Source organism: Nocardiopsis sediminis, from assembly GCF_042650565.1.
Taxonomy (GTDB): Bacteria; Actinomycetota; Actinomycetes; order Streptosporangiales; family Streptosporangiaceae; genus Nocardiopsis_B; species Nocardiopsis_B sediminis.
This window is the reverse complement of the sequence record NZ_JBHSBH010000003.1, coordinates 280,006-298,200: the sequence shown is the minus strand read 5'-3', so window position 1 is coordinate 298,200 and position 18,195 is coordinate 280,006. Positions and strand designations below refer to the sequence as shown.

Annotated in this window: 17 protein-coding genes and 1 tRNA gene; 9 read left to right on the top strand and 9 right to left on the bottom strand. The window is 72.3% G+C overall.

Annotation, left to right across the window (positions count from 1 at the left end):
• Positions 1-23 precede the first annotated feature (23 nt).
• Positions 24-95: transfer RNA gene (locus tag ACFOVU_RS02725), tRNA-Gln, on the bottom strand.
• Positions 96-401: 306 nt separating this feature from the next.
• Here ACFOVU_RS02725 and ACFOVU_RS02720 point away from each other — a divergent pair.
• From ACFOVU_RS02720 to ACFOVU_RS02700, 5 genes are all read left to right on the top strand, one after another.
• Entirely contained in the window at positions 402-1,361 is a 960-nt protein-coding gene (locus ACFOVU_RS02720) for an acyl-CoA desaturase (RefSeq protein ID WP_378529660.1), read from the top strand.
• Between the two features lie 66 nt (positions 1,362-1,427).
• A complete protein-coding gene (locus ACFOVU_RS02715; protein ID WP_378529659.1) occupies positions 1,428-2,093 on the top strand; it encodes a TetR/AcrR family transcriptional regulator in 666 nt (221 codons plus the stop codon).
• Between the two features lie 97 nt (positions 2,094-2,190).
• Entirely contained in the window at positions 2,191-2,679 is a 489-nt protein-coding gene (locus tag ACFOVU_RS02710; RefSeq protein ID WP_378529658.1) for a MarR family winged helix-turn-helix transcriptional regulator, read from the top strand.
• A gap of 221 nt (positions 2,680-2,900) precedes the next feature.
• The gene (locus ACFOVU_RS02705) at positions 2,901-3,347 is read left to right on the top strand and encodes a hypothetical protein (protein ID WP_378529657.1); all 447 of its coding nucleotides are present in this window, start codon (positions 2,901-2,903) and stop codon (positions 3,345-3,347) included.
• 19 nt (positions 3,348-3,366) lie between these two features.
• On the top strand, positions 3,367-3,585 hold the full coding sequence (locus ACFOVU_RS02700; protein ID WP_378529656.1) for a hypothetical protein: 219 nt from the start codon (positions 3,367-3,369) through the stop codon (positions 3,583-3,585).
• A gap of 44 nt (positions 3,586-3,629) precedes the next feature.
• On the opposite strand, the gene ACFOVU_RS02695 is transcribed toward ACFOVU_RS02700, so the two are convergent.
• From ACFOVU_RS02695 to ACFOVU_RS02685, 3 genes are all read right to left on the bottom strand, one after another.
• Positions 3,630-5,405, bottom strand: coding sequence for an ABC-F family ATP-binding cassette domain-containing protein (locus ACFOVU_RS02695; protein ID WP_378529655.1), 1,776 nt, complete (start codon positions 5,403-5,405; stop codon positions 3,630-3,632).
• Between the two features lie 162 nt (positions 5,406-5,567).
• Positions 5,568-6,512, bottom strand: a complete 945-nt coding sequence (locus ACFOVU_RS02690) for a transketolase family protein (protein WP_378529654.1) — start codon at positions 6,510-6,512, stop codon at positions 5,568-5,570.
• A 5-nt stretch (positions 6,513-6,517) separates the two neighbouring features.
• Entirely contained in the window at positions 6,518-7,210 is a 693-nt protein-coding gene (locus ACFOVU_RS02685) for a transketolase (protein ID WP_378529653.1), read from the bottom strand.
• A gap of 74 nt (positions 7,211-7,284) precedes the next feature.
• Between ACFOVU_RS02685 and soxR the strand changes: the two genes are divergently transcribed.
• A complete protein-coding gene (gene soxR, locus ACFOVU_RS02680) occupies positions 7,285-7,746 on the top strand; it encodes a redox-sensitive transcriptional activator SoxR (protein ID WP_378529652.1) in 462 nt (153 codons plus the stop codon).
• Positions 7,747-7,770: 24 nt separating this feature from the next.
• Here the strand turns inward: soxR and ACFOVU_RS02675 are convergent, their stop codons facing one another.
• Positions 7,771-8,706: a 4-(cytidine 5'-diphospho)-2-C-methyl-D-erythritol kinase gene (locus ACFOVU_RS02675; RefSeq protein WP_378529651.1), complete on the bottom strand. Its 936-nt coding sequence runs from the start codon at positions 8,704-8,706 to the stop codon at positions 7,771-7,773.
• Between the two features lie 246 nt (positions 8,707-8,952).
• Here ACFOVU_RS02675 and ACFOVU_RS02670 point away from each other — a divergent pair, with 246 nt between their 5' ends.
• Positions 8,953-10,827 carry a serine/threonine-protein kinase gene (locus tag ACFOVU_RS02670; protein WP_378529650.1) on the top strand — a complete coding sequence of 625 codons (1,875 nt, stop codon included), beginning with the start codon at positions 8,953-8,955 and terminating at the stop codon, positions 10,825-10,827.
• Positions 10,828-10,877: 50 nt separating this feature from the next.
• On the opposite strand, the gene rsmA is transcribed toward ACFOVU_RS02670, so the two are convergent.
• Both rsmA and ACFOVU_RS02660 read right to left on the bottom strand, forming a co-directional pair.
• Positions 10,878-11,765 carry a 16S rRNA (adenine(1518)-N(6)/adenine(1519)-N(6))-dimethyltransferase RsmA gene (gene rsmA, locus ACFOVU_RS02665; protein ID WP_378529649.1) on the bottom strand — a complete coding sequence of 296 codons (888 nt, stop codon included), beginning with the start codon at positions 11,763-11,765 and terminating at the stop codon, positions 10,878-10,880.
• A gap of 134 nt (positions 11,766-11,899) precedes the next feature.
• Positions 11,900-12,979, bottom strand: coding sequence for a ubiquitin-like domain-containing protein (locus ACFOVU_RS02660; protein ID WP_378529648.1), 1,080 nt, complete (start codon positions 12,977-12,979; stop codon positions 11,900-11,902).
• Positions 12,980-13,492: 513 nt separating this feature from the next.
• Here ACFOVU_RS02660 and ACFOVU_RS02655 point away from each other — a divergent pair.
• The gene (locus ACFOVU_RS02655) at positions 13,493-14,596 is read left to right on the top strand and encodes a CaiB/BaiF CoA transferase family protein (protein ID WP_378529647.1); all 1,104 of its coding nucleotides are present in this window, start codon (positions 13,493-13,495) and stop codon (positions 14,594-14,596) included.
• A 45-nt stretch (positions 14,597-14,641) separates the two neighbouring features.
• Here the strand turns inward: ACFOVU_RS02655 and ACFOVU_RS02650 are convergent, their stop codons facing one another.
• Complete coding sequence (locus tag ACFOVU_RS02650; RefSeq protein ID WP_378529646.1) at positions 14,642-15,565, bottom strand: TatD family hydrolase; 924 nt, start codon at positions 15,563-15,565, stop codon at positions 14,642-14,644.
• Between the two features lie 124 nt (positions 15,566-15,689).
• A complete protein-coding gene (gene metG, locus ACFOVU_RS02645; protein ID WP_378529645.1) occupies positions 15,690-17,510 on the bottom strand; it encodes a methionine--tRNA ligase in 1,821 nt (606 codons plus the stop codon).
• A gap of 247 nt (positions 17,511-17,757) precedes the next feature.
• Between metG and ACFOVU_RS02640 the strand changes: the two genes are divergently transcribed.
• Entirely contained in the window at positions 17,758-18,138 is a 381-nt protein-coding gene (locus ACFOVU_RS02640; protein ID WP_378529644.1) for a hypothetical protein, read from the top strand.
• The last annotated feature ends 57 nt before the right edge of the window (positions 18,139-18,195 follow it).

Sequence of the window (18,195 nt, the reverse complement as noted above, 5' to 3'; positions counted from 1 at the left end):
CGGTCGGAGCGGTCGGAGTGGAGCTCCCGGGCCAGGGCTCGAACCTGGACGAACTGAGTCAAAGTCAGCGATGCTGCCGATTACATCACCCGGGATCGGACGGTCGCCCGGGGGTCGAACGCGCCTTCGGCGCGGCCTCCCGGATCTCCGGCCCGTCGGTGGCAACGATAGCCCGTCCGGCCGGATTGGTCATCTCGATTGCGGACGCGCGCGCCGGGCGGGGGGCCGGGCGGGAAGGCGGGGCGGGAAGGTCGCCGGGGCACTTGCCAAACCTACGTCAGCGTAGGTTACGGTTACGTAGGTATAAGTTACGGCGACCGCCGAGCGGTCGGGTGGCGGAAGCGGGACCCCGCGCGTCCACACCCCTCCTGTCGCACGGCCGTCCTTGACGAGGTGGGGATATGACCGCAGTACCCGAGATCGGGCTCGACTCCGCGACCAAGCGCACCCCCGAACCCGAGCTGGATCCCGAGGGCCGGGGCAAGGCAGAGCGCTACACCGTCTTCGCGTTCGTCTTCATCCCCCTCCTGGCGCTGGCCGCGGCCGTGCCGGTCGCCTGGGGATGGGGCCTGACCATCACCGACGTCGCCATCGGCGCCGTCTTCTACCTCATCAGCGGCCTGGGCATCACGGTCGGCTACCACCGCTACTTCACCCACGGATCCTTCAAGGCCAACCGGGGGCTGCGCATCGCGCTCGGGGTCGCCGGAAGCCTGGCCATCCAGGGCAGCGTCATCAAGTGGGTCGCCGACCACCGCCGCCACCACAAGTACGCCGACGCCGAGGGCGACCCGCACTCCCCGTGGCGCTTCGGCGACGACTGGCGCTCGGTCGCCAAGGGCCTCTACTACGCGCACATGGCCTGGCTCTACCTCGACGAGGAGAAGACCTCGCCCAAGCGGTTCGCCCCCGACCTGCTCAAGGACAAGGACATCCGGCTGGTCGACAAGCTGTTCGTGCCGCTGGTGGTCTTCAGCCTGGGGGGCCCGGCCCTCATCGGCGGGCTCGTCACGATGTCCTGGTGGGGCGCCCTCACCGCGTTCTTCTGGGCCGGGCTGGTCCGCGTCGCGCTGCTGCACCACGTCACCTGGTCCATCAACTCCATCTGCCACACCATCGGCGAGGAGAACTTCGAGGTCCGCGACCGATCGCGCAACGTGTGGTGGCTGGCCATCCCCTCCTTCGGGGAGTCCTGGCACAACCTGCACCACGCCGACCCCACGTGCGCGCGCCACGGCGTGCTCAAGGGCCAGATCGATATTTCCGCGCGCGTCATCTGGGCGTTCGAGAAGCTGGGCTGGGCGACCAAGGTCCGCTGGCCCAACGCCGAGCGCCTCGCGGCCAAGCGCGTCAGCGCCTGAGGCCGGGTCTCAAGCAGGAGCAGCTCGGTGATAGCGCCGATCGAGGTACTAGGGTGAGTGGCCATCATGGGAGCCGGAAGCGAGCAGAAGAGCCGGTCGCGTAGGAAGCGCATGACCGGCAAGGAGCGCCGGGAACAGCTCCTCGACATCGGTCGGGAGCTCTTCGCCGAGCGCGGCTTCGATGCCACCTCCGTCGAGGAGATCGCGGCGCGCGCCGGCGTCTCCAAGCCCGTCGTCTACGAGCACTTCGGCGGCAAAGAAGGCATCTACGCCGTCGTCGTGGACCGTGAGATGCAGAAGCTGCTGGGCATGGTCGGCGAGTCCCTGACCGCCGACCACGCCCGCGGCAAGATCGAGAACGCGGCGTCGGCCCTGCTCCGCTACGTGGAGGAGAGCAGCCAGGGGTTCCGCATCCTGGCCCGCGACTCCCACGCGGCCTCGGGCACGGGCAGCTTCGCCAGCCTGATCAGCGACATCGCGACCCAGGTCGAGCACATCCTGGCCGAGGAATTCCGGGAGCGGGGGTACGACCCCAAGCTCGCCCCGCTGTACGCGCAGTCGCTGGTGGGCATGGTGGCGCTGACCGGCCAGTGGTGGCTGGAGGTCCGCAAGCCCAAGCGCGACGTCGTGGCCGCGCACCTGGTGAACCTGGCCTGGAACGGCCTGTCCAACCTGGAAGCGCGGCCCCGCCTCGACAGCGCCCCGCCGTCGCCCCGGCGCCGGGGCGAGTGACCGCTACCATCGGGACGGGAGGACACCCGTCCCGATGGCGTTCCGGTGGCCGCCGGGACAGCGCGACTATCTTGATATCAAGAGATAAACTGCGGGTATGCGCGACGAGGTTGACGGTCTGGTCGAGGCGTGGCGTGCGGAACGCCCGGACCTCGACGTCGAACCACTCCAGGTCCTCAGCCGGGTCTCCCGGCTGGCCCGCCACCTCGACCGCGCCCGCCGGACGGTGTTCACCGACCACGCCCTTGAGCCGTGGGAGTTCGACGTCCTGGCCGAACTCCGCCGCTCGGGCCCGCCCTACGAACTCAGCCCCGGCCGCCTCCTGCGCGCCACCCTGGTCACATCGGGCACCATGACCAACCGCATCGACCGCCTGGCAGCCGCCGGCCTCGTCCGCCGCCGCCCCGACCCGGCGGACAAGCGGGGCGTACTGGTGCGCCTCTCCGACGAGGGGAGAGAGCGGGTGGATGCGGCGCTGGCGGATCTGCTGACGTACGAGGAATCTCTTCTTTCTGGCGTTTCGGCGGAAAACAGGACGGCTTTGGCGTCGTTGTTGCGGTCGATATTGTCCCCATTGGATGAATAGGGTCGACCCAAATACCCACTGACGGTGGATTCCCACGAAAGACCTTGGATCCGCCATCGTGGATTCATTTCCCCGATAGCTTCCACTCATGCCGACTATTGAGCATGAATGGCTCATTCAACTATTCCAGAGCAGGCCCGACCTGGCACCCAGGCCTGCGCGGGACGTCGGGGGCGACATGCCCCCCTACAACGAGGCGCGACTCGACTCCGGCGACCTCGGTGACGCCGTACCGACAGAACTTCGCGCCGACGCTGTCGTCACCCCTTGACGCCTTCATCAAGTGCCTTGAGAGCATCGATGATGTCGAGGTAGAGGACAGCTACACTAATTTCCTGATCGCCGGCCTTCCCGAGTACACCCGCAAGCAACTGGAGGACATCTTGGACGGCACGCAGATCCGCATTCCCGGCCCCAGCTATGCGTCGCGGCACTACAACCGCGGAAGGGCCGAAGGAGAAACCCAGGGCGTAGCCCTGGGCCAGGCTCTGGGTGAGGCCAGGGGCGAGGCTAAGAGCATCATCGCCGTCCTCACCGAGCGTGGTATCGAGGTCCCCGAGGCCACGCGCGATCGCATCATGGACTGCAAGGACACGTACCTTCTCGACGTTTGGCTCCGGCAAGCCATCATCGCCACGAGCATCGATGATCTGGACCTCGATGCCTGACCGGGAGAGGGGTTGATCCATGATCCGGCTGACGCGTTATCGGACCGACTTCGCCCGGAAGCACTATTGCAGAGGAGTGGCTGATGGGATTATCCGAATCCTCGTCCGCCGCGGGGTCGAAGTCTCCGATGTCGCCCTCGATGAAATCAGGGCTTGTGGCGATGAAGACCGGCTGGAAGAGTGGCTTGCCCGCGCTGTGACCGCCAAGAGCCTGAGCGAGCTCGGCCTCACGACCTGATCAATGGTGGGTCCGGGCTCTCGCCCGGACCCACGGGCTACGTCCTACTCCCCCAGCTGCTCCGCCGCCGCGAGCCAGGCTTCCTCCAGGTCCGACTTCTCCGCCTGGAGGGTCTTCAGTTCCGCGTCCAGGTCGGCCAGCCGGGTGTAGTCGTCGGCGGCCTCTGCCATCAGCGCGTGGAGTTCGGTCTCCCGGGCGCTGATGCGGTCCATGCGGCGTTCGGTGCGCTGCATCTCCTTCTGGGCCGCGCGGCGGTCCGCCGCCGACACCGACGGCCTGGCCGCCGACTCCGGCTCGGCGGCCGATTCCCCCGTCACCGGGACCGTGCCCGTCTCGGCGGACTCGGCTCTTCGGGCCAGGTACTCGTCGATGCCGCCCGGCAGGAACCGCAGCGACGTGTCGCCCATCAGCGCCAGCACACGGTCGGTGATGCGCTCCAGGAAGTACCGGTCATGGCTGACCAGCACCAGCGACCCCGGCCAGCCGTCGAGCAGGTCCTCCAGCTCGGTCAGGGTCTCGATGTCGAGGTCGTTGGTGGGCTCGTCGAGGAGGAGGACGTTCGGCTCGTCCATCAGCAGCCGCAGCAGCTGGAGGCGGCGCCGCTCACCCCCCGACAGGTCGCCGATCGGGGTCCACTGCCGCTCGCCGCGGAACCCGAAGCGCTCCAGCATCTGGCTGGCGGAGTATTCCTTGCGCCCGATGGTGACGTACTTGCGGACCTCCTCCACCGCCTCCAGGGGGCGCCGGTCGGCGGGCAGCTCCTCCAGGTTCTGCGACAGGTGCGCGAGGCTGACGGTCTTGCCGCGGCGGACGAACCCGCCGTCGGGCTCCCGCTCCCCGGCGAGGGCCCGCAGCAGTGTGGTCTTGCCCGAGCCGTTGACCCCCACCAGGCCGATCCGGTCGCCCGGGCCCAGCTGCCAGGTGACGCCGTCGACGAGCACCTGGTCGCCCGCGATGAGCACCAGGTCCTTGACGTCGATGACGGTCTTGCCGAGGCGCGCGCTGGCGAACCGCACCAGCTCCACGGTGTCGCGCACCGGGGGCTCGTCGGCGATGAGGGAGTTGGCCGCCTCGATCCGGAACTTCGGCTTGGACGTCCGCGCGGGCGGGCCGCGGCGCAGCCAGGCCAGCTCCTTGCGCATCAGGTTCTGGCGGCGCTCCTCGGCGGCCGCGGCGAGCCGCTGCCGCTCGGCCTTGGCCAGCACGTAGGCGGCGTAGCCGCCCTCGTAGCGCTCCACCCGGCCGTCGACGACCTCCCAGGTATGGGTGGTCACCGCGTCCAGGAACCACCGGTCGTGGGTGACGACCACCAGGGCTTCGCGGCGTCCGCGCACGTGCTCGGCGAGCCAGGCGATGGCCTCGATGTCGAGGTGGTTGGTCGGCTCGTCCAGGACGATGACGTCGTGGGTCTCGATGAGCAGCCGGGCGAGGGTAGCGCGGCGGCGCTCCCCGCCCGACAGCGCGGACATGGGGGTGGTCAGGCTCCACCCACTGAGCAGCCCGCGCAGGACATCGCGGACGCGGGCGTCGCCGGCCCACTCGTGCTCGGCGCGCTCGCCGAGCACGAAGTCGCCGACGGTGTCCTCGGGGAAGGTGTCGCGCTGGTGCAGGAAGCCCACGCGCAGGCCGCGCCCGTGGATCACCCGGCCGGAGTCGGGTTCGGTGAGGGCGGCGATCACGGACACGAGGGTGGACTTGCCGCCGCCGTTGCGGCCCACCACCCCGATGCGGTCGCCCTCGTCGACGCCGAGCGAGACGCGGTCGAGCAGGACCAGGGGGCCGTAGGCGAGGCACACGTCCTGAAGGTTGATCAGATTCATCTTGAATCCATTGTCGCCGCCGTGGGAGGCGGGCCGGACCACCCGGCGCCGGGCGGCTCCGCTCCGGCGCGGCCCGGCCCGGTGCCGCGGCCGTCCTCCGCGGCACCCGCACCGCGGCGCCGGCCCCCTGCTCACGGCGCCACTTCGTGTCTCGCCGGGGCGTCAGACCAGGAAGAACTCCCGGGCCGCCGCCGCGATGCCCGCCGTGTCCAGGCCGTAGGCGCGGTCGTGGTCGGCGGGGTCGCCGTAGGCGCGCAGCTCGGTCTCGCGACCCACCCCCAGCGACCGCTGGCGGTGGCGGCGGTCGGCGAGCGCCGCGGCGACCTCGTGCGCCGAGGTGCCCGCCAGGTAGGGCTCGACCACGAGGACGTCGGCCTGCCCCGCTGCGGCCACCAGCCGGTTGAGCCCCGCGTGGTCGAAGGGCCGGACGGTGGCGGCGTAGGCGACCGTGACGTCCAGGCCCTCGGTGGCGGCGAGCACCCGGTCCAGCATCGGCCCGACCGCCACCACCACCCCGCTGGAGCGCCCCGAGCCGGAACGGACCGCGACCAGGCCCTCGCCGACGGGCCGCGCCGCTGCGTTGCCCCGCTCGGTCAGCCGCACGTAGACCCGATCGTCGCCGCGCAAGGCGGCCTTCAGCAGCCGCTCGGCCTCGGTGGCGTGCCCGGGGACGTGCACGGTCCAGCCGGGGAGGGTGTCGAGGAGGGCGACGTCGCCGGGCGCCATGTGGGTGCGCCCGTAGCCCGCGCCGTCGTAGGAGGCGCCGCTGCTGACCAGGACGGCGCCCATGTCCTGGTGCCCCAGGTCCAGCTTGACCTGTTCGAAGGGGCGCTCGATGAGGAAGGGCGCGAAGGTGTGCGCGATCGGGCGCATGCCCGTGAGCGCCAGCCCTCCGGCGACGCCGATGAGCAGCTGCTCGCGGATGCCGACGTTGACGACCCGGCCGGGGTGGCGGGCGGCGGCCTCGGTGAACCGGTCGGCCGAGATGTCGGCCAGGACGACGGCCAGGCGGGGGTCGGTGTCGAGCGCGGCGGTCACGGTCGCCACGAAGGCGTCGCGCATCGGCTGGTCGACGACGTGCGTGTGCTCCGGTACGGCGATGGTCATGGCCTTCATCCCTTCGGGTTCACGCGGGCGACGACCGCGAGCGGGCGGCCGCGGTGGGGCAGGGTCAGCGCCTCGTACAGCGAGGTGTGGTCGCGCCCGCTGACGGAACGGGCGGCCCAGCCCTCGCGTGCGAACCGCTCGGTGATGCCGCCGGGCCAGCCGTGGGTGGCCGACCGGTTGTCGATGACGATCGCCGTGAGGCCGTCCAGCCCGAGCCGGCCGGCGACGGCGATGGCCTCGTGGTTGCTGCCCTCGTCGAGTTCGGCGTCGCCGACGAGGACGAACACGCGCGGCGTGGTGCGGCCTTGCGCGCGCAGGCCCAGGTGCACGCCGACGCCGAGGCCGAGCCCGTGCCCGAGCGAGCCGCTGCCGATCTCGGCGCCGGGGACGAGGACGCGGTCGGGGTGGTGGCCCAGGGGCGAGTCGAACTCCGCCCACCGGCGCAGCGTGCGGACGTCGAGGAACCCCTTGGCGGCGAGGACGGCGTAGTAGGCGGCCGGGCCGTGTCCCTTGGAGAGCAGGAACCGGTCGCGGTCGGGGTGGTCGGCGGTCTCGGGGGTGATGTCGAGGACGCGGTCGTAGAGCACCCACAGCGCGTCGAGTGTCGACTCGGCCGCCGCCTGGTGCTTCTCGTCGCCGGTCATGAGTCCGATGAGGGCCGGGAGGTCGGCGTACCGGGAAAGCGTCGTCGTGGACATGCGCCCAGTCTCGGACTTCGAGTTAACTAGAGGTCAACCGCGCGATCCCGCCCGGCCGCATTGGAGGATGTGACGTGTCCCACCTGCCGGTCCGCCTGAGTATCGGCCAGCTCGCCGACCGCAGCGGCGTGCCGCCGACCACCCTGCGCTTCTACGAGGAGCGCGGGCTGATCACGGCCGAACGCTCCGCGGGCAACCAGCGCCGCTACCACCGCAACACGCTGCGCCGGCTGGCGTTCATCTCCGCCGCGCAGCGGGTGGGGCTGACGCTCACGCAGATCCACGAGGCGCTGCGCACCCTGCCCGACGGCCGCACGCCCACCGTCGCCGACTGGGCCCGCCTGTCGGAGCAGTGGCGGACCGAGCTGGACACCCGCATCGACGCGCTCCAGCGGCTGCGCGACCGGCTCGGGGAGTGCATCGGGTGCGGCTGCCTGTCGCTGAAGTCGTGCAACCTCCAGAACCAGGACGACGTCCTGGCGGCGCAGGGGCCGGGCGCCCCGCTGCTCAAGCCCGCGCGCGAGGGCGGGGTCTGAGCAGGGGCGAACCCCGGGATGCGGTCAGCGCCCCGCCACGGGGGCCACGACCTCAGCGCGTCCTGCGTGCCCCTCGGTCGTGACGGTGGCCGCGCACCGCCCCGATGCGTCGAGCACGGCGGCGATCTCCACCGCCCCCGCTGCCGACGCGGCGAGGAACGCGCAGGTGGGACCCGACCCCGAGACGAGGGCCCCCAGCGCGCCCGCGGCGCGCCCGGTGTCCAGGACCCCGGCCAGATCGGGCCGCAGGGACACCGCCGCCGGCTCCAGGTCGTTGGAGAGAGCCGCGCCCAGGCGCGCGGCGTCGCCCGCGGCCAGCGCCGCCATCAGCTCCGGGTCGCCTTCGGGCGCCGGGGCGCCGGGGCGCAGCCGGTCGTATTCGGCGAACACGTCGGGTGTGGACAGCCCGCCCTCCGCGAGGGCGAAGACCCAGTGGTAGCGGCCGGGGCTGTCGACGGGGGTGAGCACCTCGCCGCGGCCGGTGCCCACGGCGGTCCCGCCCACGAGGGGGAACGCGACGTCACTGCCCAGTTCGGCGGCGAGCGCCAGCAGATCGCCCTGGGAGAGGCCCGCGGACCAGAATGTGTTGCATGCCACAAGCGCACCGGCGGCGTCGGCGCTGCCGCCCGCCATCCCCCCGGCGACGGGGATCCGCTTGTGCAGGTGCAGGTCGACCGGCGCGGCGGCAGGCGTCTCACGTGCCACGAGACGCGCGGCGCGCGCCGCAAGGTTGGTGTCGTCGAGCGGGACGCGGGCGAGGTGCGGGCCGAGATCCCCCGAGACGCTCAGCCCGACGAGGGGGCGCTCTGCGCGCGGGCGCGCCTCACGAACGGTAACCTCGTCGAACAGCGCAACTGCGTGGAACACATTGACCAGATCGTGGTATCCATCTCCGCGCACAGGCCCCACCGCCAGCTGAAGGTTCACCTTCGCGGGTACCCGTACGGTTACGGCGGTCATAGCGGTCACGAGTCCTAGATCGTAAAGGAACCCCCACCCACGTGAGCCCACATCCCCGCAATGGGACGCTTGTGCGGTCCACGCGTTTCACCCATCATGGTGGGCGTTCCGCTACCGATCACACCCCCTGTCGCACGTCGCGGCCGCCCCGAACAGGGCACTGTGGCCTGCACGGGTGGGTATCAGGGCACAATCCCCGCTACCTTGGGGGCCAGACGGAGTTTGGACACCGTCGGGGAGGGTCGCTTGCCGTCGGATGGGCTCCCAAAGAACCTGGAACCGCTGGCCGCCGGAGATCCGGCGACCATCGGTCCCTACGTCGTGGCCGGGCGTCTGGGAAGTGGAGGGATGGGGACGGTCTACCTGGGCCGTACCCCTGACAAGGATGCCCAGGTCGCGATCAAGGTGATCCGCCCTGAGCTGGCCTTCGACGAGGCCACCCGGGCGCGTTTCCACGATGAGATGGAGAACGCCCGCCGCGTGGCGTCGTTCTGCACCGCCAAGGTCCTCGACCACGGCACCTTCGAGAACCGGCCCTACATGGTCACCGAGTACATCGCGGGGACCGCGCTCGCGGAGCACATCGCCGAGCAGGGGCCGCTCGACTCCAGCACCCTGCACGGTTTCGCGCTGGGCGTGGCCGCGGCACTCGCCGCGATCCACCGGGCGGGGCTCGTGCACCGCGACCTCAAGCCCGCCAACGTGCTGCTGTCGCTCTCGGGGCCGCGGGTCATCGACTTCGGCATCGCGCGTGCGATGAACACGATGACCAACCACACCCAGACCGGCATCGTCATGGGCAGCCCGGGGTGGATGGCGCCCGAGCAGCTGCTGGAGGAGAAGGTCACCACCGCGGCCGACATCTTCGCGTGGGGCTGCCTGGTGGCGTTCGCGGGCAACGGCGCGCACCCCTTCGGCAACGGCGACGCCATGACGCTGGGCAAGCGGGTGCTCTTCGCCGAGCCGCAGCTGGGCGACCTCGACAGCCCGCTGGACCGGCTCGTGGCCAAGGCCCTCGCCAAGGAGCCCGACCGCCGGCCCAAGGCCCAGGACCTGCTCCTGGAGCTCGCCGGCGGCGAGGACCCCAGCAGCGCCGGCAACGACTTCGTCAGCGCGCGGCTGACCCAGACCTGGCGGCCCAACAACCTCCCGCCGATGCCGCCCATGCCGCCGATGGGCCCGCCGCCGCCCAACCCGCACCAGAACATGCCGGGGATCAGCAGGCCCGGGCCGCCGCCGCAGGGCCCTCCCGGTCCCCCGCCGCCCCCCTATCCCGCGCCGCAGCACGCCCCGATGCCGGCGAACATGAGCCAGCCGATGCAGCGGCCGGGCGGCGTCGCCCAGCACCCGGTGCACCAGACCGGGCAGTTCCCGGTGGCGTCGCCGCAGCAGACCGGGCCGATCCCCCAGGTCCCGCAGGAGCACCCCCCGACGGCCACCCGGCCCCACTCCCAGCCCTACGTGCCGCCGGTCCCACCGCCGCCGCACCGTCCTGTGCAGCCGGCCAAGCGGCGCATGCGGTGGGTCGCGATCACGGCCGTGATCGCCGCGGTGCTGGTGCTGCTGCTGTTCACCGTGCTGACCCTGCTGGGCCTCAACCGGCTGAGCTGGCCGGGGTGGGCGGGTGCCGGCGCCGAGGACCCGGCCGGCGCCGGGCAGCAGGACCAGGACGGCCAGGGCTCCGACTCCGCGGCCGGCCCGGATCCCAGTGAGTCCAGTGAGGCCCCGGAACCCGGTGCGGGCAGCGACGGCCGGATGGAGTTCAACGTGCGCGAGTACGAGTGCACGCTGGACGTCCCGGACCGGTCCACCCCCACCGGCGGCACCTACTGCATCTTCGCGGTCAGCGTGCGCAACACCTCCGGCGAGCAGATCGACTTGGAAGCCGACTGGCAGCGCCTAAGGGGACCCGACCAGATCTACCCCGCATCGGAGCCCTTGGGCGGCGAAGCCGACGAGGACCTGTGGCAGCCCATCAAGGCGGGCGAAAGGGCCGAGGGCAGGCTGACCTTCCTCATCCCCAACGAGAGCATCGCCGAGCGCGGCGAGCTCATGCTGAACAGTCGCGAACAGGGCGACGCCGCCACGATCGACATCGCCGACGTCGAAAAGGTCGGCTGACGTCGCCTGGGGCATCGTGCCCGCCCCCTCCGGGGGCGGTCCGCCCGTTCTCAGCGCTTCTGCTCGGCGATCCTGGCGAACGCCGCGATGTCGAGCGCCTCGCCGCGCATGGCGGGGTCGACCCCGGCGGCGCGCAGCAGGGACTCCGCGGCCGCCGGTGAGCCCGCCCAGCCGGCGAGGGCGGCCCGGAGGGTCTTGCGGCGCTGGGCGAACGCCGCGTCGATGACGGCGAACACCTCGGCACGTGAGGCGGAGGCGCTGGGCGCCGGGCGGCGGCGCAGCTCCACGAGGCCGGAATCCACATTCGGGGCGGGCCAGAAGACATTGCGGCCGACCGAACCGGCGCGCCGCACGTCGGCGTACCAGGCGGCCTTGGCCGACGGCACCCCGTAGGTGCGCCCGCCCGGGCGGGCGGCGAGGCGGTCGGCGACCTCGGCCTGCACCATCACCAGGCCCCTCTCCAGCGAGGGCAGCAGCTCCAGCAGGTGCAGCACCACCGGGACGGCGACGTTGTAGGGGAGGTTGGCCACGAGCGCGGTGGGCGGCGGCCCCGGCAGCTCGGTGATGCGCATGGCATCGGCGGTGACGACCTCCAGCCGGCCGGCGAGGCCGGGGGCGTGCTCGGCAACGGTGCCGGGCAGCGCCGCGGCGAGCCGCGGGTCGATCTCGACGGCGGTGACCCGGTGCGCGTGCGGGAGCAGCGCGAGGGTGAGCGACCCGAGGCCGGGCCCCACCTCCAGCACGACGTCGTCGGGCCCCACCCCGGCGACGCGCACGATACGGCGGACCGTCCCGGCGTCGGTCACGAAGTTCTGGCCGAGGGTCTTGGTCGGCCGGACACCGAGCCGGTCGGCGAGGCGGCGCACGTCGGCCGGTGTCAGCAGACGCGCGGGGGCGGAAGCCGGGGCGCCGGCGGGATCGGATTGGGTCACCCGCACATTTTGCCAGGCGAACGACGAAGCCCCGGCCGGGGCCGGAAACGCAGGCGGGCCGGGGCGGTGCCCCGGCCCGCCCTTCGTGCGGTGGCCCCATGCGGCCGGAGCCGTTCGTTCGCTCCGGCCGCGTGGCGGAATCAGTCGAAGAGGTGGACGCCGCACTCGGGCCACTGGCCCTGCCAGTTGCCATTGACCATGTCGTAGAGCTTCTGGGCGCGCATGGTCTGCTCGTCGGCGCTGGCCTCGGCGGGGGATCCGCTGCCGCCGGCCGACTGCCAGGTGGCCATGGAGAACTGGTAGAGGCCGTAGTAGCCGCCGGCGCTGTTGACCGCCGTGGGGTCGCCGCCGGACTCGCACTCGGCGAGCGCCGCCCAGTTCAGGCTGGAGGCCTCTCCGCTCGCCGCGTCCTCCACCTTGGTGCCGATCTCGGTGATGCCGTCGACGGCCTCCTTGATGACCTCTTCCTTGATGACGTACTCGGTCTCCTCGCCCTCGCGCATGACCATGGCGGTGGTGACCTCCTGGACGCCGTCCTCGGGCTCCTGGACGACGTTCTCCTCGCCCTCCGGCAGGTCGGGGTTCTCGCGCTCCTCGGTCTCGGCCTCGATCGGCACCTCTTCGGTGGTGGGCTCGCTCAGCAGCTCGGTGACGTCGATGACCATGCCGTCCGTGGGCTCGGTGTCGAGCTCGGGTTCGACGATGTCGTGCTCGCCGGGCGTGATGCCGTTGTCGGCGAGCACCTGCTCGACGGTGTCGGCGGTGGTGTCGGCCTCCATGCGCACGCGGTCGCGCAGGATGACGACGCGCAGCGCGCTGGCCGCCTCGACCGCGAGCCCCTCCTCGGGGATGGCCTCGTCGCGGTCGACGGACAGCTCCAGCGCCTCGCCGCCCATGCCGAGCTGGTCGAGCCCCTCGCCGACGGTGAGCGCCGTGACCCAGTGGGACTCCGGCTCGCCGTCGATCTCCAGGGTCAGTTCGCGCGCGGTGCGCACGAGCACGCTGCCGCCGCGGGCGACCTCGGCGTCGGTCTCGGGGGCGACCGCGTCGTGCTCACCCAGGGTGACGCCGGCGGTGTCAAGGACGTCCTGCACGGTCGTCCCGAAGGTGTGCACGGTCTGCTGCTCGCCGTTGACGTCCAGGGTGACCCGCTGGTCCATGGCGAACGCGGTGCCCCCGCCGCCGACGATCACCACGGCCGCGGCGGCGGCCCCGATCACGACGGCCCGGGAGCGCAGAACGGGCGGCAGGACCGACTTGCGCGGCCGCCGGCCCCGGCGGGGCGCGGGGCCTCTCCCAGCGGCAGCGGCGGCGTCGGGGCCGCCTGCGGGGGCGGGTCCGGGGCCCGCCGGGGCGTCGGGCCGCGGTGCTCCTCGGCCGCCGTGTGCGCCTCGGTGCGAACCACGGGAAGCTGACGGGGACTTGCGCACGATTGCCTCGACCTTCGCGATGCGGATGAGGAAAGACAGGGGCGGACCGGATGCCGGTGTCCGCAGGGGAACCGCGACGGCGGCCGGAGGGGAGGGCCGCACTGTCAACGGGGGTGCTCCGGAAAATATCACGCCAGCCCGCTCGGCGCTTTGGGATCGACCGAATCTCCCGATTTCGGCGGACGAACGCGCGCCTCACCCCGGTGTGGCCCGTCCGCGCGTGGCGGCGGCACCCGGCCGACCCCACAATGGAACACCGAATCGCGTTCTGCGTCCGCTCTTTTCGCGCCTGGAGGTTCACCCATGGGGCCGCTCAACGGAATCCGGGTCGTGGAGTTCACCGGGATCGGCCCGGGGCCCATGGCCGCCATGCTCCTCGCCGACCTCGGCGCGAGCGTCATCCGGGTGGACCGGCCCGGGGCCGTCGAGGCGGCGGCCTCCGGGGGGCACCGCCCGCACATGACCGCCGGCCGCCCGGCCATCGGCCTCGACCTCAAGTCCGACGAGGGCGCCGCCGCCGCGCGCCGCCTCACCGCCGCCGCCGACGTCCTGCTGGAGGGGTTCCGGCCCGGGGTGATGGAGCGCTTGGGCTTGGGCCCCGACGACCTCTGCGCCGCCGACCCGCGCCTGGTCTACGCACGGGTCACCGGATGGGGCCAGGAGGGCCCGCTCGCACGGGCCGCCGGCCACGACATGAACTACATCTCGCTCAACGGCTCCCTGCACAGCATCGGCCGCGCGGGCGGCCCCCCGCTGCCGCCGGTCAACCTGCTCGGCGACTTCGCCGGCGGCACCATGTTCGCCGTCACCGGCATCCTCAGCGCCCTGGTGGAGCGCCAGTCCTCGGGGCGGGGGCAGGTGGTGGACGCGGCGATGGTCGACGGCAGCGCCCTGCTGATGTCGATGGTCTACGAGGACCGCCTGCGCGGCGCCTGGACCGACGAGCGCGGCACCAACTACCTCGACACCGGCGCTCCCTGGTACGACGTCTACGAGTGCGCCGACGGCCGGCACGTGTCGGTGGGCGCCATCGAGCCGCAGTTCTACGCGGCCCTCCTCGACGGCCTCGGGCTGGACGGCGCCGACCTGCCCGGCCAGTGGGACCGGCCGCAGTGGCCGGAGCTGCGCGCCCGCTTCGCCGAGGTGCTGCGCACCCGCACCCGCGACGCGTGGGCGGCGGTGTTCGAGGGCACCGACGCCTGCGTGCAGCCGGTCCTGTCGATGCCCGAGGCCGCCGAGCACCCCCACGTCAAGGCGCGTGGGTCGGTGGTGCGCGCGGGCGAGCGGCTCTACCCCGGCCCGGCGCCGCGGTTCGGCCGCACCCCCGGTGCCGCCACCCGCGACCCCGCCTTCCCCGAGCCGGGACTGGCCGACACCCTCAAGGAATGGGGCGTGGACGGGCTCTGACCGCACGCGCCCGCGCGCGGGCGCCACGGGGGCGGCCTGGGGGGCTCAGTCCAGGCCGAACACCCGGCGCCCGTTGGCGGCCACGGCCTCGGCCAGGGTGTCCTCGTCCATCCCCTTGGCCTCGGCGACCGCCCGCAGGGTGTGCGGGATGAGGTAGGGGGCGTTGGGCCGGCCGCGGTAGGGCTTGGGGGTGAGGAACGGGGCGTCGGTCTCGACCAGGATCAGGTCGGCCGGCGCCACGGCGGCGGCCTCGCGCAGCCCCTGGGCGCTCGCGAAGGTCACGGTGCCGGCGAAGCTCATGGTGTAGCCGCGTTCGGCGCAGACCCTGGCCATGGCGGCGTCGCCGGAGAAGCAGTGGAACACCACGGTGTCCGGTGCGCCCTCCTCCTTCAGGATGCGCAGGACGTCGTCGTGGGCGTCGCGGTCGTGGATCATCAGCGCGCGCCCGTGGCGCTTGGCGATGTCGATGTGGCGCCGGAACGACTCCTGCTGGGCGGCCACACCTTCGCCGCCGGTCCGGAAGTAGTCGAGCCCGGTCTCGCCGACGGCGCGCACCTGGGGCAGCGCGGCCAGCCGGTCGATCTCGGCGAGCGCGGCCTCGAGGCCGGCCGTCCCGCCCGCGGGGCGCACCTTGCCGGCCCAGTCGGTGTCGTCGACCTCGACGCCCTCGGCGCCGTCGCCGTGCACGATGCGGGGCGCCTCGTTGGGGTGCAGCGCCACCGCGGCCCACACCGTGGGGTACTCCTCGGCGACCTGCGCGGCCCAGCGCGACGACGACTCGTCGACCCCGACCTGGATGAGCGGCGTGACCCCCACCGCCTCGGCGGCGGCGATGATCTCGGCGGTATCGGGGGTCTGCATGTCCATGTGGGTGTGGCTGTCGGCCACCGCCACCCGCAGCGGCTCCGGGGGCGGCGGCGGGGTCTGGGCGTTGCGGTTGCGCACCGCCTCGCCGCTTCGCTTGCCCATGGTGGTCTCCCAGCACGTCTAGAACACGTCTCGAACACGGATAGGCGGACCGCCGGGTGCGGCGGTCCGCCGTCGGAGGTCGGCGCCGCCGCCCCGGAGCCCCGGGGCGGCGGCGGGCTGCGGATCAGCCCGCCGCGGCCTCTTCCAGCCGGGCCAGCTCTTCGTCGACGATCGACGGGTCGAGCTTGGCGAACAGCGGAGTGGGCGCGGACAGCGGGGTGCCCGGGCGGATCGGCACCGACGCCCACACCGCCGCGTTGCCGGCGTAGTCGCCGGTGATGACCGGGTAGGAGGTGGGCTGGGCCTCGCCGCCGATGGTGTCGAGCCCCTCGTCGATCCGCGGCATGCCGGTCCAGACCCCCGTGCCGCCGAGCATGGCGTACACCTTGTTGGCGGATTCGGGCAGGAACGGCGTGAGCAGCGTGTTGGCGTCGCTGACCAGCTGGAGCGCGACGTGCAGGACGGTCGCCATCCGCGCGGGGTCGGTCTTCTTCAACGCCCAGGGTGCCTGGTCGGAGATGTACTTGTTGGCGTCGGCGACCGTGCGCATGGCCTCCTGGAGGCCCGCCTTGAACTTGCAGCCGTCCAGGTGGGCGCCCACGGTGGCGAACGCTGCGGCGGAGTCGGCGAGCACCCGGCGGTCGTCGTCGGTGAGCTCCCCGGCCTCGGGGATCTCCCCCAGGTTCTTGGCGGCCATGGAGATGGAGCGGTTGACCAGGTTGCCCCAGGCGGCCACGAGCTCGTCGTTGTTGCGGCGGACGAACTCCGCCCAGGTGAAGTCGGTGTCCTGGGTCTCGGGGCCGGCGGCGATGATGTAGTAGCGCAGTGCGTCGGCGGAGTAGCGCTCCAGGAAGTCGCGGACGTAGATCACGACCCGGCGCGAGGAGGAGAACTTGCGCCCCTCCATGGTGAGGAACTCGCTGGAGACGACCTCGGTGGGCAGGTTCAGCGCCCCGAGGGCGGAGGGGGAGCCGCCGCGGTCGCCCGCGCCGTTGTAGCCCATGAGCATGGCGGGCCAGATCTCGGCGTGGAAGACGATGTTGTCCTTGCCCATGAAGTAGTAGGACTCGGCATCGTCGCCCTGCCACCACTGGCGCCACGCGTCGACGTCGCCGGTGCGCGCGGCCCATTCGACCGCCGCCGACAGGTAGCCGATGACGGCGTCGAACCACACGTACAGGCGCTTGTTGGCCTGCTCGCTCCAGCCTTCGAGCGGGATGGGCACGCCCCAGTCGAGGTCGCGGCTGATGGCCCGCGGCTGGAGGTCGTCGAGCAGGTTGAGCGCGAACTTCAGGACGTTGGGCCGCCAGTCGCCGGCCTTGGAGCGCAGGTACTCGCCCAGGACCCCGGTGAAGGCGGGCAGGTCGAGCATGAAGTGCTCGGTGTCGACGAAATCGGGGGTCTCGCCGTTGACCTTGGAGACCGGGTCGATGAGGTCGATCGGGTCGAGCTGGTTGCCGCAGGTGTCGCACTGGTCGCCGCGCGCACCGCCGGAGCCGCAGATGGGGCAGGTGCCCTCGATGTAGCGGTCGGGCAGCGTGCGCCCGGTGGACGGCGACACCGCGCCCTTGGTGGTGTGGGTGAAGATGTAGCCGTTCTCGTAGAGCCCGTTGAACAGCTCCTGCGACAGGTCGTAGTGGTTGCCCGTGGTGGTGCGCGTGAACAGGTCGTAGGACAGGCCCAGCGCCACCAGGTCCTCGACGATGATCCGGTTGTAGCGGTCGGCGAGCTCGCGCGCGCTGACGCCCTCCTGGTCGGCCAGCACCTGGACCGGGGTGCCGTGCTCGTCGGTGCCGCTGACCATGAGCACGTGGTTGCCGGACATCCGCTGGAAGCGCGAGAAGACGTCGGAGGGGACTCCGAACCCGGATACGTGCCCAATGTGGCGCGGCCCGTTGGCGTAGGGCCAGGCCACCGCGGTCAGGATGTGGCGTTTCGACGACATGCCCCCAGCCTAAAGCCGACCGCACCCCGCGTCGCACGGTTTTCCACAGCCGTGCGCCCGCGCCGCAGTACCCGCGGGCGCGCCCGCGCGCGGCGGGCGGCCGGCAGGCCGCGCAAAAGCGGGGGAAGACGGCGTTAGGCGCGCGTCGGTAGGGTGTGCCCGGGGCGTGTACGCACACGTCCCCGGCCCGGCAGGGCCGGCACCCTCACGGCCTCATCGAAGGCGGCAGGCGAAGGCGGTGGTCACCATGGTCCCCCGTGTGCTGTCCGCTGTCCTCACCGCGGTCCTGCTGATGTTCGGTGCCCCACTGTCGCCGGCACCCCCCGAACCGGACCACGGCGCACCCGACTACGCCATCGCGCTGGCGGGCCCGGGGCCGCACGCGGTCGCCCACCCGACACGCGACGCCGGCACGTCCGGGCTCGCGCTGCCCTCCTGGAGCGGCGACCACCGGCCGCAGGCTCTACGCGACATCGCCGTGGGCCTTAGCCCCGCGGCCGTGCTCCTGCCCGACCTCGGCGGCCCGTGGGCGCTGGCCCCGCTGCCGGAGTCGGCCGCCCCGCCCGACCTTCCCGAACCCTTCCGGCTGCCCCTGGGCCGCGCGCCGCCTCTCACCTCGGGTATGTGACGTCACCCCGGCACACCCGTAACGTGCCACCCCCGCAGGTAAATGTTTCGTGAGAGG